This is a genomic window from Lentzea sp. NPDC004789 (genome assembly GCF_053601075.1).
In genome coordinates this window covers 24,546-38,221 of sequence record NZ_JBSGBE010000010.1, presented here as the reverse complement: position 1 = coordinate 38,221, position 13,676 = coordinate 24,546, and the positions used below count along the sequence as shown (strand labels likewise).

The 13,676-nt window shown below is 70.3% G+C and carries 10 protein-coding genes; 6 read left to right on the top strand and 4 right to left on the bottom strand.

Annotated elements, in window-relative coordinates:
- Nucleotides 1–72: 72 nt before the first annotated feature.
- Genes ACWEIJ_RS23050 through ACWEIJ_RS23040 form a run of 3 tightly spaced genes read right to left on the bottom strand, consistent with a single transcriptional unit; the run spans nucleotide 73 to nucleotide 3,916 of the window.
- Nucleotides 73–1,116, bottom strand: coding sequence for an NAD(P)/FAD-dependent oxidoreductase (locus ACWEIJ_RS23050; RefSeq protein ID WP_449839270.1), 1,044 nt, complete (start codon nucleotides 1,114–1,116; stop codon nucleotides 73–75).
- On the bottom strand, nucleotides 1,116–2,636 hold the full coding sequence (locus ACWEIJ_RS23045; protein ID WP_449839269.1) for a class I tRNA ligase family protein: 1,521 nt from the start codon (nucleotides 2,634–2,636) through the stop codon (nucleotides 1,116–1,118). The genes ACWEIJ_RS23050 and ACWEIJ_RS23045 overlap by 1 nt, the downstream gene beginning before the upstream one ends.
- Complete coding sequence (locus ACWEIJ_RS23040; RefSeq protein WP_449839268.1) at nucleotides 2,636–3,916, bottom strand: lysine N(6)-hydroxylase/L-ornithine N(5)-oxygenase family protein; 1,281 nt, start codon at nucleotides 3,914–3,916, stop codon at nucleotides 2,636–2,638. Before ACWEIJ_RS23040 ends, ACWEIJ_RS23045 begins: the two co-directional genes overlap by 1 nt.
- A 496-nt stretch (nucleotides 3,917–4,412) precedes the next feature.
- Between ACWEIJ_RS23040 and ACWEIJ_RS23035 the strand changes: the two genes are divergently transcribed.
- The 3 genes from ACWEIJ_RS23035 to ACWEIJ_RS23025 all read left to right on the top strand — a co-directional run bounded on the left by ACWEIJ_RS23035 (nucleotide 4,413) and on the right by ACWEIJ_RS23025 (nucleotide 5,829).
- Nucleotides 4,413–5,039 (top strand): response regulator, encoded by a 627-nt coding sequence (locus ACWEIJ_RS23035; RefSeq protein WP_449839267.1) that lies wholly within the window; start codon nucleotides 4,413–4,415, stop codon nucleotides 5,037–5,039.
- A gap of 92 nt (nucleotides 5,040–5,131) precedes the next feature.
- Nucleotides 5,132–5,509, top strand: coding sequence for a cupin domain-containing protein (locus tag ACWEIJ_RS23030; protein WP_449839266.1), 378 nt, complete (start codon nucleotides 5,132–5,134; stop codon nucleotides 5,507–5,509).
- Nucleotides 5,506–5,829, top strand: coding sequence for a hypothetical protein (locus ACWEIJ_RS23025; protein WP_449839265.1), 324 nt, complete (start codon nucleotides 5,506–5,508; stop codon nucleotides 5,827–5,829). Before ACWEIJ_RS23030 ends, ACWEIJ_RS23025 begins: the two co-directional genes overlap by 4 nt.
- 62 nt (nucleotides 5,830–5,891) lie before the next feature.
- On the opposite strand, the gene ACWEIJ_RS23020 is transcribed toward ACWEIJ_RS23025, so the two are convergent.
- Nucleotides 5,892–6,329 (bottom strand): hypothetical protein, encoded by a 438-nt coding sequence (locus ACWEIJ_RS23020; RefSeq protein WP_449839264.1) that lies wholly within the window; start codon nucleotides 6,327–6,329, stop codon nucleotides 5,892–5,894.
- A 140-nt stretch (nucleotides 6,330–6,469) separates the two neighbouring features.
- Between ACWEIJ_RS23020 and ACWEIJ_RS23015 the strand changes: the two genes are divergently transcribed.
- From ACWEIJ_RS23015 to ACWEIJ_RS23005, 3 genes are all read left to right on the top strand, one after another.
- Nucleotides 6,470–8,254, top strand: coding sequence for an MFS transporter (locus ACWEIJ_RS23015; protein ID WP_449839263.1), 1,785 nt, complete (start codon nucleotides 6,470–6,472; stop codon nucleotides 8,252–8,254).
- A gap of 73 nt (nucleotides 8,255–8,327) precedes the next feature.
- Nucleotides 8,328–9,248, top strand: a complete 921-nt coding sequence (locus ACWEIJ_RS23010) for a hypothetical protein (protein ID WP_449839262.1) — start codon at nucleotides 8,328–8,330, stop codon at nucleotides 9,246–9,248.
- Between the two features lie 126 nt (nucleotides 9,249–9,374).
- The gene (locus tag ACWEIJ_RS23005) at nucleotides 9,375–13,661 is read left to right on the top strand and encodes an OmpL47-type beta-barrel domain-containing protein (protein ID WP_449839261.1); all 4,287 of its coding nucleotides are present in this window, start codon (nucleotides 9,375–9,377) and stop codon (nucleotides 13,659–13,661) included.
- Nucleotides 13,662–13,676 lie beyond the last annotated feature (15 nt).

Sequence of the window (13,676 nt, the reverse complement as noted above, 5' to 3'; positions counted from 1 at the left end):
ATCACGCGGCCTCCCGAGTGCGCCCACGATGTGTGGCTGCGAGTGGTGCCGGACTGGACCCGCTGCCCAACCTCATGCCGCCTCCCCGAGCGCCCCGAGCGCACCCACGATGTGCGCGGCCACCAGCGGCGCCGACGCGAACCCACTGCCACCGCAAGCCGCCCGCGCCCACACCGCCGGAGCCACCTCGGTCAGCAGCGCCCCACCCGTGACGGCATCGGTGGCGTAGTGGCAGTGCTTCACCGCGACGACGGTGTACCTGTCCACATCGGACACGATCGACGCGGCGAGCAACCGGTCGACCCACCTGTGGTCGAGCTCGTCGCCGTCGACGGACTGCACCTCCCGGCAGACCGCGTCCGAGCTGATCTTCAGCAGCGTGCCGTCGCCGGGCGGCAGCAGCCACGCCCGGCCGTCGCGGCCGAGGCGGCCGGCGCCGGGTGCGTTCTCCCACCACCGCATCAGCGCCTCCGGCGGTCGCAGGTAGACCATCGTCTGCCGGTGCAGCCGCACCGGGACGTCGACCAGTTCCGCGGTCCAGGGACCCTCGGCGACCAGCACCAGGTCCGAGCGGAGCGTCACCCCGCCCTCGACCTCCACGCGTCCGGTGTCGACGGCGGTCACGCGGCTGTTCGGCCGCAGCGAGACCCGTGGGTGTTCGATCAGCCAGCGCACGGCCGCGACCAGCGCGCGGGTCGCGAGCAGCACGCCGGCGTCGGCCTCCAGCACGCCGGTCGCGTCGTCGGGGAACACCAGGTGCGGCAGCTTCTCCGGCTCCAGTGTCTCGACGGGAAGCCCGCACGCCGCCGCCTGCGCCGCCATCACCGCGGCCTGGGCGCGTGGCCACGCCGTCACGATGCCGACGCGGCGGTAGAACCTGGTGTCCAGCAATGACTCCAGCTCCAGCCACCGCCGGTGGGCGGTGACGCGGGCGAGGGTGGCGTCCACGTCGTCCGGGACGAACGTCCGGATCGCGCGGTGCTGGTCGAACGACGTGGACACCGGACTGGGGATGCTGCCGCGGTCGAGGACCGTCACCCGGTGCCCGGCGAGCGCGCACTCCACCGCCGTCACGAGGCCGGTGACACCCGCCCCGACGATGACGACCTTGGCCATCACTCGGGGAGTTCCGGCAGCGGGCGGGGTGTGAACTCCTGCGCGTCGAACAGGTCCGGGATCGTGGTGTCCGGCAACGCCGAGGCCGCGAGGTCGGTGAGGATCGGCGCGGCGCAGCGCAGGAACACGTCGACCTCGTGGCAGAAGTCGCCCGCGTTCGTGCCGGTGAGCGGGAAGGCGTCCAGGCGGGCGAGCTGCTCGGTGAGCGTGAACGCCGCCGCCGTGACGCTGAACCGCCGCACGTCGTAGGCCCCGGCGAAACGTTCCACCATCAACCGGGCGGCGGCGCGGGACCGCGCCGAGACGGGCTGCGGCGTCGGCGGCAGCGCGTTGACCTTGGCCGCGATCCGGTTCCACGGCGCCACCAGGCGCGACGACGTCACCTCGGCCATGGCGGCGCGGGTGAAGTTGGTGCGCTGGAACTCCGGGCTGGTCGAGGCGAGGTAGAACCGGATGAGGTCGCGCGGGACGCCCTCGTTCAGCAGTTGCTGGCCGGTGACGAGGTGGCCGCGGCTGGTCGAGAACTTGTCGTTCTCCAGCTCGTAGAACTCGTTGGTGACGAACTGCTCCGGCAGCACGTACTCCTCCAGCGCCAGCAGCATCGCGACACCGGCGACGGCGAACGCGAAACCGGCGTCGGAGCCGAAGAAGTAGACGACCTCGGTGTCGCCGAACCACAGCTGGTCGTCGCTCTCCAGCACCTCGCCGCGGCGCCCGGCGGCGAGCGCGGACGCGTGGATGCTCCACGTGATCGTCTCGGTGTCGGAGTAGATGACCTGGCCCGCGACCTCGGGGAACGGCGCGGGGATGCCCCAGGAGATGGGCAGCGTGATCGGGTAGTCCGGCAGCGGCCGCGCCAGCATCTCCTCGATCATCCGGGCGAGCCTCGGCCGCAACGTCGGCGCGTGCCGCGCGAAGAACTCCTCCAGGCCCGCCCGGTACTCCTCGACCGGCAGGACCAGCACCTCCGCGTCGCGCAGCTCGACCGCGGCATCCGGGTCCAACGTGGACCTCGGGTCGACGAGCTCACCGGAGGCGACCCAGTGACCGCAGCCCTCGCACAACCCGGCGCAGCCGTCGGTCAGGCACACCGGGCAGCCGCCGCGCACGTACGCGTCGGTGAGGAACTCCCCCGTGGACGGTGAGTACGGGAACTTCACCGCGCGCAGCCGCAGTTTGCCCGCGCTGTGCAGGCGGTCGAAGAACGTGACGACCGTCTTGACGTACCGCTCGTCGAACCGCACGAAGCCGTCCGCCTCGATGCCCATCGCCGCGAGCGACACCTCGACGTCGCTCGCCGACTTCTCGCGCAGGTCCTCCGGCCGCACGCCGAGGCGGCGCGCGGTGGTGACGATGTAGTTCTGCGTCGAGTGGATGCCGGTGCCGAACAGCACGTCCCGGCCGGTGGCACGGGCGTACCGCGCGCAGATGTCGGCGGCGAGGAACGGTCCGGCGAGGTGACCGAGGTGCAGGTCGCCGTTCGCCGTCGGGCCGGGGGCGATCACCAGCAGCTTGCCCATCACGCACTCCTCAGCTCTGCGGCGCCCCGGCGGGCGAGCAGGTCGTTGACGATGTCCTGGGAGCGGTGCGCGAGCACGCTGATCAGCGAGTCGGACATGCCGTGCGTCTTCTCGTTGACGCCCTGCAGGTACAGCGCGCCCCAGGCCGCGTCACCGATGTCGACGCGGTACTGACGGCTGACCGCGATGTCGTCGAGCCCGAGCCGGCCCGCCAGATCTCTTGCCATCGCGGGCATCCGCTGGTCGTAGCCGGTGCCGAGCACCACGAGGTCGCAGCGCACCGGGTCGACCTTGCCGGTCCTGCGGTCGCGCAGGTCGAGCACGATCTCGTCGCCGTCGGCCCGCGCGGCGGCGACCTCGGTCATCGACCGGACGCTGGAACGCTGCGGTCCCAGCATCTTCTGCTGGTACAGCATGGTGTAGAGCTCGTCGAGGAACGGCGGCGCGAGGCCCGCGTAGTTCGCGAACCGCATCTCGTCGAGGATCTGCGCGCGCACCTCCTCCGGCGTGTCGTAGAACTCGTCCACATAGGACGGGAAGAACGCCTCGTTGACGAACTTGCTGGTCTGGTAGTTCTGCAGGCCGATCGACCGCACCACCATGGTGACCCGGCTGTCGGGCAGGTCGGAGTGCAGCGCGTAGAAGATCTCGGCCGCGCTCTGCGCGCCGCCCACGACGACGGCGTGCAACGGCCGATCCTTCGGCACGTCACCGATGCGGTCGAGGTACCGCGAGCTGTGCACGACCTTCTCGGCGGGCAGGCCGGCGAACACCGCGGGCACGTGCGGGTCGCGGCCACCGCCGACGACCAGGTCGCGGCACCGGACGACGTCACCGTTCGCGAGCGTCACGGCCCAGCCGGTGATCACGCCGTCACCGCCGCGCACCGGCTCGATCCGTTGTGCGGCGGCGTTGTAGCGGACGGAGACCCGTTCCAGCGACGACGCGACCCACTGCAGGTAGTCGGACATCTCCCAGCGGTACGGGTGGAACGTGCCGAGGTTGACGAACTCGTCGAGCCTGCCGTGGTCGTGCAGGAAGCTCAGGAACGAGAACCGGCTGGTCGGGTTGCGCAGGGTCACGAGGTCCTTGAGGAACGAGACCTGGCTGCGCGCCCACGGCATCAGCGTGCCGCGCTGCCACTTCACGTCCGCGTGCTGCTCCAGCACGAGCGTGTCGGCCGCGAGCTCCCGCGCACCGGACTCCTCGATCGCGACCGCGAGGGCCAGGTTCGCCGGGCCCGCGCCGATCGCCAGTACGCCAACGTCTTGGACAGTCACACGTCCCCCTCTGTTCGTCCCCGAGTGGCGATCCAGAGGCTAGGTAGCGGCGCTTCCCAACAGGTAGGGGAACTGTTCCCGATCAGATGGGCAAACACGATTTCCTTGCGGGGACAAAGAAGTGCGGAACCGGTTCACCGAGAGTGATCATGCACGTGCTCACCGTGCGTCACCCGTTGCCCCCGTCGATTGGGCCGCTTCGCCGCACGGACGCGCCGATTGCCGGAACGCCACTACTCCGGTCGTCATCGGCGACCGGCAGCATGTTGGGCCGAACGAGTGAAAACAGCGTTTTCGACATCGCGACTTCCCCCGGCGGGGCGATATACCCTACGGCCGGTGCCGCTCTTTGGGGGAGATCAGGTGACCGCTAGGGAATGACACCGACAGCCTTTTCGGGGGAAGACCGATGACTCAGACAGAACACGCGGCGCTACCGACGCTGCGCCGGGGCCTCGACCTCGCCGTGCTGCACAGACCTGCCACGATCACCGTGGTGCTGGCCGACACGCAGCCCGCCATCAGGCACGGCGTCCGTTCCGTGATCGAGCGCGTGGACGGCGTTTCCGTAATAGGTGAAGCTTCTACTTCTTCCGAGGTGCTGGCGGAGACAATGCGGTGCCAGCCGGATGTGCTCGTCATCGACGTGGACACCATCGGAGCGGGAAACTGCCTATTAGTGGAACAAATAGCGCGCTCATGCCCCGAAACGGGCATCCTGGTCTTCAGCGCCCGGGATTGCGACACGACCCTCGTCGACGCGATTCGGGCGGGCGCCCGCGGCTATTTGTTGAAGAACGCCGACCCGGACCAGATCGTGCGCGGCATCCAGGCCGTCGCGGCCGGCGAGTTCCTCATCGGGAAAACGATTGCCGCCCGTTTCGGAGCCCTCCTGCACCCGGCCGCGGACCGGGCGCCCTACCCGTTCCCCCAACTCACCGGCAAGGAGCGGGAGGTGCTCGACCGCATCGCCGCGGGCCGCTCGAACGTCGCCATCGCACGCGAGTTCGCGCTGGCGTCGAAGACCATCAGCAACCGGGTGTCCGCGATCTTCGCGAAGCTCGGCGTCGCCGACCGGGCCGAGGCGATCGTCCTGGCCCGCGACGCGGGACTGGGGCGGTAGTTCCTGGCGCGGAAGGGAAAACGTCCCCTGTCGGCGGGGAAACCCGTGAACCTACGCTCCGCGTCGTCGCCGAACGTCGATCGGAGTTGGGGATGCCGACAGACCACGTGGAGTTCCGCAGGAGCGAACCCGCGCACCTCGTCCGCGAGCACGGGCTCGACCTGAAGCTGCTGCACCCGTGGCCAGGACTGGCCACGCCGTTCCGCGGCGCCTGGTGCGTGCTGCGCCCCGGCGACCGCACCGACACGCACCAGCACCGCGAACAGGAGCTGTTCATCGCGCTGGCGGGACGTGCCGAGGTGGTCGTGGGCGAGCACACCCACGAGCTCGCGGCGGGTGACCTGATGCTGATGCCCGGCGACGTGAACCACCACGTCCTCAACCCGCACGAGGAGGACTTCTCCTACTACGCGATCTGGTGGGACGGCGTCATGGCGAAGGAGTACCTGGCCGAGGAGGACCTGACGTGATCGACTACAACGGCCGCCGGTTCCGCAAGCCCGACAGCGACCCGCACACCGTCGCCGAGTACCACCAGGAGGGCGACCTGGTCTGGGCCGACTTCGCCGGTGGTGCCGTCCGCCGCGGCTCGATCGCGGGAACGCGCGCGCCGGACGGCACCCTCCACATGGGATACACAATGGTGCTCACGAACGGTGACGTGATCTGCGGGCACACGGTGAACACGCCCGAGTTCACGCCGGAGGGACGGCTGCGGCTGCGGGAGGAGTGGGAACGTTACGGCCCGCACGCCGCGGCCGGCACCTCCTACCTCGACGAGGTCGGCTGACGCTGCCGCATTGGACTCCATCCCCGGGTGAGTCCAATGTGGACCTCGGCCGCGTGTAGGGGTTACGCGTAGGGGTTGCGCCCGGAAAGGCCGCCGACCCGGCACGGACCGTTCGCCGCGTCACGGCAGATCACGACGCCCATGTAGGTGATCGTGTCGCCGCTGATCGACCACTTCAGGTTGTTGTAGGTGGTGTAATCCTCCTTGTCGCAACCGGAGTAGTCGTACCGGCGCGTCGGCGTCGTGTCGGGGTGCAGCGACCCGTTGTAGAACAGGAAGTAGGCGTAGACCGGCTTCGCGTCGCAGCCCCAGTCCGACACGATGAGGTCGATGTTCGTCACCGAGCTCGGCCCGGCCCAGTCGAACGTCGCCCCGGCGTACCCGTAGTCCTGTCCCGAGTAGATGAACTCCTGCGCCGCCGCACCGGCCGGCGGCGTGGCGACGACGATCGCCGAGAGCGCTACCGCGACCGCGGCCGCTACCCGTCTTGCTCTGCGCACTGTGGCTTCCTCCCCTGTTGGCCCGCGTGGAACGTTCCGGAAGCTAACAGCGCTCACCGCACCTTCAGAAGCTTTTGCGCGCAGGTGCAATACCTCCCCGCCCGGCCGGGTAACCACGGTCCGGCCGCGGAGGGGACCCCATGATCGAGACAACGCGTGCACCCGCACGCCGGCTGCTGTTGACCGTCATGTGCGTCGGCATGTTCCTCGTGCAGCTCGACGTCACCATCGTCAACGTCGCGCTGCCCGAGATCGCTTCCAGGCTGCACACCGGCGTCGAAGGCCAGCAGTGGGTCGTCGACGGGTACGCGGTGGTGCTGGCGAGCCTGCTGCTCGCGGGCGGCACGCTCGGCGACGTCTTCGGTCACAAGCGGGTCGTGCTGGGCGGGCTGGGCACCTTCGGCGTGGCGTCGCTGATCTGCGGGGTGGCGCCCGGCATCGGCGTGCTGGTGGCCGGACGGGCGCTGCAGGGACTCGGTGCGGCGCTGCTGCTGCCCGGCACGCTGGCGGTGATCACCCGTGCGTTTCCCGGCCGTGCCGAGCAGGCCCGCGCGGTCGGGGTGTGGGCCGGGGTGTCCGCGCTGTCGCTGCCGGCTGGGCCGCTGCTCGGTGGGGCGCTGGTGTCGTGGCTCGGGTGGCGTGCGGTGTTCCTGGTGAACCTGCCGATCATCGCGGTGGCGGTGCCGGCCACCGTCCGGCTTGTGCGGGAAGTGCGGTCGGGCGGTGGCGGAGTGGCGGCCGTGTCCGCTGACCGGCTCGGCGGACACAACGCTAGTGCTGCTGCGGTGCCCGCCGACCGGCTTGGCTGGCGCAACCCTGAAGCTGCGGTCGTGTCCGATGACCGGCTTGGCGCGCGGAACTCCGGTGCCGCCGCTGTGTCCGGCGACCGGCTTGGCCCGGGCAACTCCGGTGCCGCCGCTGTGTCCGGCGACCGGCTTGGCGCGCGGAACTCCGGTGCCGCCGCTGTGTCCGGCGACCGGCTTGGCCCGGGCAACTCCGGTGCCGCCGCCGTGTCCGGCGACCGGCTTGACCGACACAACTCCGGTGCCGCCGCCGTGCCCACCAGCGACCGGCTCGCCAGGGGCAGCATCGACGCGCCCGGTGCCGCGCCCGTCTCAAACGCGCCCGGCCGGCAGGACACCGGCGCCACCACCCGACGACTCGACGTGCCTGGTGTCGCACTGGCCACCCTCACCCTGGCCGCGGCCGTCTTCGCCGTGATCACCACCGGACGGGGTGACGCGCCGCTGACCGCGTGGAGTGCCGCAACGCTGGCAGCGCTGGCGCTGGGCGGCTTCCTGTGGTGGGAGCGCCGGGCCGCTGATCCCGTGCTGCCGCTGAGCTTGTTGCGCCGCAAGGCGTTCGCGGGTGCCAACCTCGTCGCCGCCGCGATGAACTTCGTCGGCATCGGCACGATCTTCGTCACGACCCTGTACCTGCAGACGGTCCAGCGGCACGCGGCGTTCGTGGCGGGGGCGATGCTGCTGCCGTTGTTCGTGCCGCTGGCCGCGCTCGCGCCGGTCACCGGGCGGCTCACCGGGCGGTTCGGGCCGCGGGTGCCGATGGTCGGCGGGCTGGTGGTCGGTGCGGTGGGGTCGCTTGCGTTCCTCGGTCTTGGCCCGGAGTCGGGTTACCTGCGGTTGCTGCCGGTTCTGGCCGGCCTCGGTGTCGGTATGGGGCTGCTCACCGCCGCTGTCGTGGCGGCTGCCGTTCGTTCGGTGCCGGCGGAACGGGCCGGGCTGGCCAGCGGGGTCAACAACACCGCGCGTCAGGCTGCCGGTGCGTTGGCGGTTGCGGTTTACGGAGCTGTCGCTGGGGCGCCCTCGGCCGGGGGCGCGTTCACCGGCGGGTTGCACGTCCTCGGTGTGGTCGGCGCGGTGACGTGGCTGGGTGCCCTTGGCTTGACCTTGCTGACGATCGAGTGACAGGGGTGGTGGGGATTGTTGAACGATTCTACGATCTGATTGTTCAACGATCCTGCGATGGTGCGAGGCCGCGATGGACCTTGTGTGGTACGTGAGCTACGGGTCGAACATGCACGCCGACCGGTTCGCCTGCTATCTCGCGGGCGGCACCCCGGACGGTGGCACCTGGAGCTATCCGGGGTGCCGCGACACCACCGAGCCGCGGCGGACGCTGGGCTGTTCGGCGCGGGGCGGGGTGTACTTCGCCACCGTGTCGCCGGTCTGGCGGGGCGGGCGGGCGTTCTACGACCCAGACCTCCCCGGCTCCACCTTCGTGCGGGCCAACCTGATCACCGCGGAACAGTTCGGCGACGTCTTCGACCAGGAGATGTACCGCGCCCCCGGCACCACCCACCTCGACCTGCGCGAGGTGCTGCGGCACGGACGGACCAAGCTCGGCCCGGGCCGCTACGAGACGCTGCTGCACCTCGGTGACCGCGACGGCCACCCGATGCTCACCTTCACCGCGCCATGGACCTTCGGCGAGGAGCCGCTCGTAGCGCCGTCGGGTCCGTACTTGCGCATGCTCGGCCACGGCCTGCTCTCGGCACACGACTGGACCCTGCGCGACACCGCCGACTACCTGAGCCGTCTGCACGGCGTCGCCGGCGTGTGGTCGCCGGACGAGATCATCCCGATGCTGTACCCGTACGTCGTGCTCGGCCGTGCCGCGACACCCGACGCCACGAGCACCGTCACCGGGGCAGGAGATCCCGACGACCTGCGCCGCTGGTTGCACGACCTTGCCGAGAAGCGCGGGATCCGGCGGCTCAGGGTCGACGGCGACGACGCCACGCACCGGCGGTTTCTCGAGAGCGGGCTCGCCGACGAGCTCCACCTGCACGACGGTCAGGTCCTGAGGCGTCACCACGTCCAGCGATGGGAAGTCCGCGAGCACCCGGAGTGCGGAGGTCCCGGCCGGGCCGGGACCAAGGTCCCCAATTCCACCGGTTGAGCCTTCCGGAGTAACGGTGCGTGTCCGTCTTCCGACACGAGGACCGTATCTGCACCCGTACATCGGACCGGTGACAACATGTGGGAGAGACCCCGTCGAGGATTCACAGCGGTAGTCGTCGGTTCGGTGCTGGTGCTCGGGGCGCCTGCCGCGTCGGCCACGAGCTTCAGCGATCCCGCGATCACCTTCAGCGGTGACGGCGTCACGGCGAGCGGGGTGTTCTACGCGAGGTCCGGCAAGCAGGTCAGCCTCGTGGTGCACACCGCGAACACCGCCAAGTGCGTCGACGTCGCCAATCTCCCCAGGCAGACTTCCACCAACGGCGCCACCACCTGGACGTTCCCGCTCACCACCCCGAACGGCGCGGACGGTGTGCAGGCCAAGGCGGTGACCATCGGCGAGGGCTTCAACGCCAACAACTGCACCATGAAGACGGCCTCCACGACCGCCTCGTACGTGCTGGACAACACCGGTCCCGCGGTCACGGCATCGCTCAGCCCCGCCCCGAACGCCGCCGGGTGGAACAACGCCAACGTCACCGTGTCCTGGGTCGCCAACGACGGCACGGGTGTCGGTGGCGGCACGACGAGCGCGCCCACGACGATCTCCGGTGACACCGGCGGTCAGACGGTCACGGGCCACGCGACGGACGCGCTCGGCAACGCCGGGCCCGACTCGTCGGTCGTCGTCAAGCGCGACACCGCCAAGCCGTCGATCACCGGCACCCGCACGCCGGCCGCGAACACCAACGGCTGGAACAACACCGACGTCACCGTCGGGTTCACCTGTTCCGATGCGTTGTCGCTGATCAAGAACTGTCCCAGCGCCACGACACTGACCACCGAAGGCGCGAACAAGTCGGTCGGCGGAACGGCCACCGACAACGCGGACAACACGCAGAGCACGACCGTCGGCGGCATCAACATCGACAAGACGGCGCCGTCGGTCACCGCGACCACGAAGCTGCCCAACGGCACCCCGTACGTGCCGGGCACGTGGACCAACCAGAAGGTCACCGCCGTCTTCGCCTGCACCGACTCGCTGTCCCAGGTGGCCGAATGCGCCTCCGACGCGGTCCTCAACGGCGAGGGCGCGGACCAGACGGCCAGCGGTTCGGCCAGGGACTTCGCGGGCAACACCGGTACGGCGAACGTCACGAACATCGACATCGACAGGACCGCGCCGGTCACGAGCGCGACCGCACCGCAGACGGCGTGGAACAACACCGACGTCACCGTCGCGTTCTCCGCGAGCGACGCGCTCTCCGGTGTGCGCGAGACGCACTACAAGGTCAACGGCGGCGCGGCCCAGACCGGCGGCCAGCTGACCCTGAACGCGCAGGGTACCTACGCGGTCGAGTACTGGAGCACGGACAACGCCGGCAACACCGAGGCCGCGAAGACCGTCACCGTCAACATCGACAAGACCCCGCCGACGATCACCCACACCCAGTCCCCCGCGGCCAACGCGAACGGCTGGCACAACGGCGCCGTCACCGTCACGTTCACCTGCGGCGACAGCGGCGGTTCCGGCGTGGCGAGCTGCGGTCCGGACAGGACGGTCAGCGCGGAGGGCAAGGACCAGGCCGTCACCGGCACCGTGACCGACAACGCGGGCAACACCGCCTCGGACCCGGCCACGCTCAGCATCGACACCACCAAGCCCACCATCACGCCGACGGTCCACGGCACCGCGCAGAACGGTTGGTACAACACGGACATCACCGTGTCGTACGAGTGCGATGACGCACTGTCCGGTGTGGACTCCTGCACCGCGACGCAGACGCTGGGCGAAGGTGCGAACCAGACCGCGACCGGCACCGCGACCGACGCGGCGGGCAACAGCGCCACCGCGAGCGTCACCGGAGTCAACGTCGACAAGACCGCACCGGCGCTCACCGGCACGCCGAGCACGGCCGGCTGGAGCCGCGAGGACGTCACGGTCACCTGGGCCTGCACCGACACCGGCTCCGGCGTGACGGGCGTGCCGGCGCCGAGCACCGTCACCGGTGAGGGCGCCAACCTGTCCGCGTCCGCCACCTGCACCGACAAGGCGGGCAACACCACGACCACGACCGTGTCCGGCATCCGGATCGACCGCGCCGCACCGAACACGACCGCGAGCGTCGCGCAGCCGTTCAGCAGCGGCTGGTACGCCGACGGCGTCGAGGTCGCGCTGTCCGCGGCGGACGGCCTCTCCGGTGTCGGCCAGACGCGCTACCGCGTCGACGGCGGCGCGGACCAGCCGTACTCGGGTCCGTTCACGTTCACCGCGAGCGGCAAGCACGTGCTCACGTACTGGAGCACCGACCAGGTCGGCAACCAGGAGAGCGCCGAGGGCAACGAACTGGCTCTGTGGATCGACACCGCCGCGCCGACGATAGCCGGCAGCCGCACGCCCGCCAACGGCCACGGCTGGAACAACACCGACGTCGTCGTCTCCTTCACCTGCGACGACAGCCAGTCCGGTACGGCGAGCTGCGGCGAGCCCGCCGTGGTCACCGCGGAGGGCGCGGGCCAGAGCGTGACCGGCACCGCCGTCGACGGCGTCGGCAAGAGCACGTCCACGACGGTCGGTGACATCAACATCGACCGGACCGCGCCCGTGCTCACCGGATCCCCGACGACCGGCTGGCACAACTCGGACGTCACCGTGCACTGGACCGCGATCGACGGACTGTCCGGTGTGGACGAGACAACACTGCCGGCCGACAGCGTCATCACCGGGGAAGGGCGCAACCTCGCGTCCGGCGCCGTGACGGTGAAGGACAAGGCGGGCAACGAAAGCGCACCCGCGTCCGCGACCGGAGTGCAGATCGACCGCGCCGGCCCCGTGATCACCGGCGGCCCGATCACCTCGCCGAACGCCGCCGGCTGGTACCGCGACGAGGTCGTCGTCGACTTCGCCTGCGCCGATCCCAAGCTCGCCGACGGCACCGACGGCTCCGGTGTCGCCACCTGCCCCGGCAGCGCGGTGCTGAAGACCGACGGCGCCGGCCAGTCCGTCACGAGCGGAGACGCCACCGACACAGCGGGCAACACCACCAAGGGCAAGACCGTCGGCGGCATCAACATCGACGGCACCGCGCCGAGCACCAGCAGCGACAACCAGTGCACCAAGTCCAACGGCTGGTGCACCGGCTCGACGGCGAACGTGGTGCTGACCGCGACGGACGCGCTGTCCGGCGTGCAGGAGCTGCACTACAGGATCGACGGCGGCGCCGAGCAGGTCGCCGCGGGCGCGAGCAAGACCGTCTCGGTCCCGCTCGACGGCAGCGGCGCGGGCACCGTCACGTACTGGGCCGTGGACAAGGCAGGCAACACCGAGGCCGCGAACTCGGTGTCGTTGAAGTGGGACAACATCGCCCCGGCGGTCACCCACACCACCTCGCCGGCCCCCAACGCCGACGACTGGAACAACAGCGACGTGACCGTGCACTTCAGCGCCAAGGACGACGACACGGGTTCCGGTCTGGACAACGGATCCGTCACCCCCGACGTCGTGATCACCACCGACACCGGCGGTCAGACCGTCACCGGTTCGGCGAAGGACGTGGCGGGCAACGTCGGCACCGACTCGGTGACGATCAAGCTCGACAAGACCAAGCCCACGATCACCGGTGAGATCACTGGCGGCGCCAAGCCGTGGTTCACCGCACCCGTGAAGGTGCACTTCACCTGTGCTGACACGGGATCCGGCATCCCGGCGACCGCCTGCCCCGACGACGTCGTGATCAGCGCGAACGGTGCGGGCCAGTCGGTGACGGGCACGGTCACCGACCGTGCGGGCAACAGCCAGAGCGTCACGGTCGGCGGCATCAACGTCGACACCCAGGCCCCGGTCATCGAGTCGGTCAGCGTGGCCGACGGCGCGGTCTACCGTTTCGCCGCGCCGGCTCCCGCGTGCACCGCCACGGACGCGGTGTCCGGTGTGGACAGTTGCGTCGTCGTGGTGGCAGCGCTCGCGGATCCGGGCGCGTGGTCGTTCACCGCCACCGCGAAGGACAAGGCGGGCAACACCAGCACGCGGTCCGGGAGGTACCAGGTCCAGCTCTACGACTTCAGCGGTTTCCTCCCGCCGATCAACCCCGCCGGTGGCCCGACGAGCGTGTTCAAGGCGGGCAGCACGGTGCCGGTCAAGTTCCAGCTGCGCGACGGCTCCGGCGCCGTGGTGGCGGCACGGACCGCGCCCCAGTGGCTCGTGCCCGTCCGCGGCGGCGTCCTGACCTCCTCGGTCAACGAGACGGTCTCCACCGACGCGCCGTCGACCGACGGCTCGTTCCGCTGGGACGCCACGGCACAGCAGTACATCTACAACTGGCAGACCAAGGGGCTGACCGCCGGGTACCTCTACCGGATCGGCGCGAAGCTCGAGGACGGCCAGACGTTCTACGTCACGGTCGGCCTGAAGTGACCGGCGACCGGTGCC

What these genes read in the sequence shown, in the direction of transcription:
- ACWEIJ_RS23050 (WP_449839270.1), bottom strand. Translation starts at nt 1,116, where the DNA reads ATGGCCAAGGTCGTCATCGTCGGGGCGGGTGTCACCGGCCTCGTGACG.
- ACWEIJ_RS23045 (WP_449839269.1), bottom strand. Translation starts at nt 2,636, where the DNA reads ATGGGCAAGCTGCTGGTGATCGCCCCCGGCCCGACGGCGAACGGCGAC.
- ACWEIJ_RS23030 (WP_449839266.1), top strand. Translation starts at nt 5,132, where the DNA reads ATGCCGACAGACCACGTGGAGTTCCGCAGGAGCGAACCCGCGCACCTC.
- ACWEIJ_RS23015 (WP_449839263.1), top strand. Translation starts at nt 6,470, where the DNA reads ATGATCGAGACAACGCGTGCACCCGCACGCCGGCTGCTGTTGACCGTC.
- ACWEIJ_RS23010 (WP_449839262.1), top strand. Translation starts at nt 8,328, where the DNA reads ATGGACCTTGTGTGGTACGTGAGCTACGGGTCGAACATGCACGCCGAC.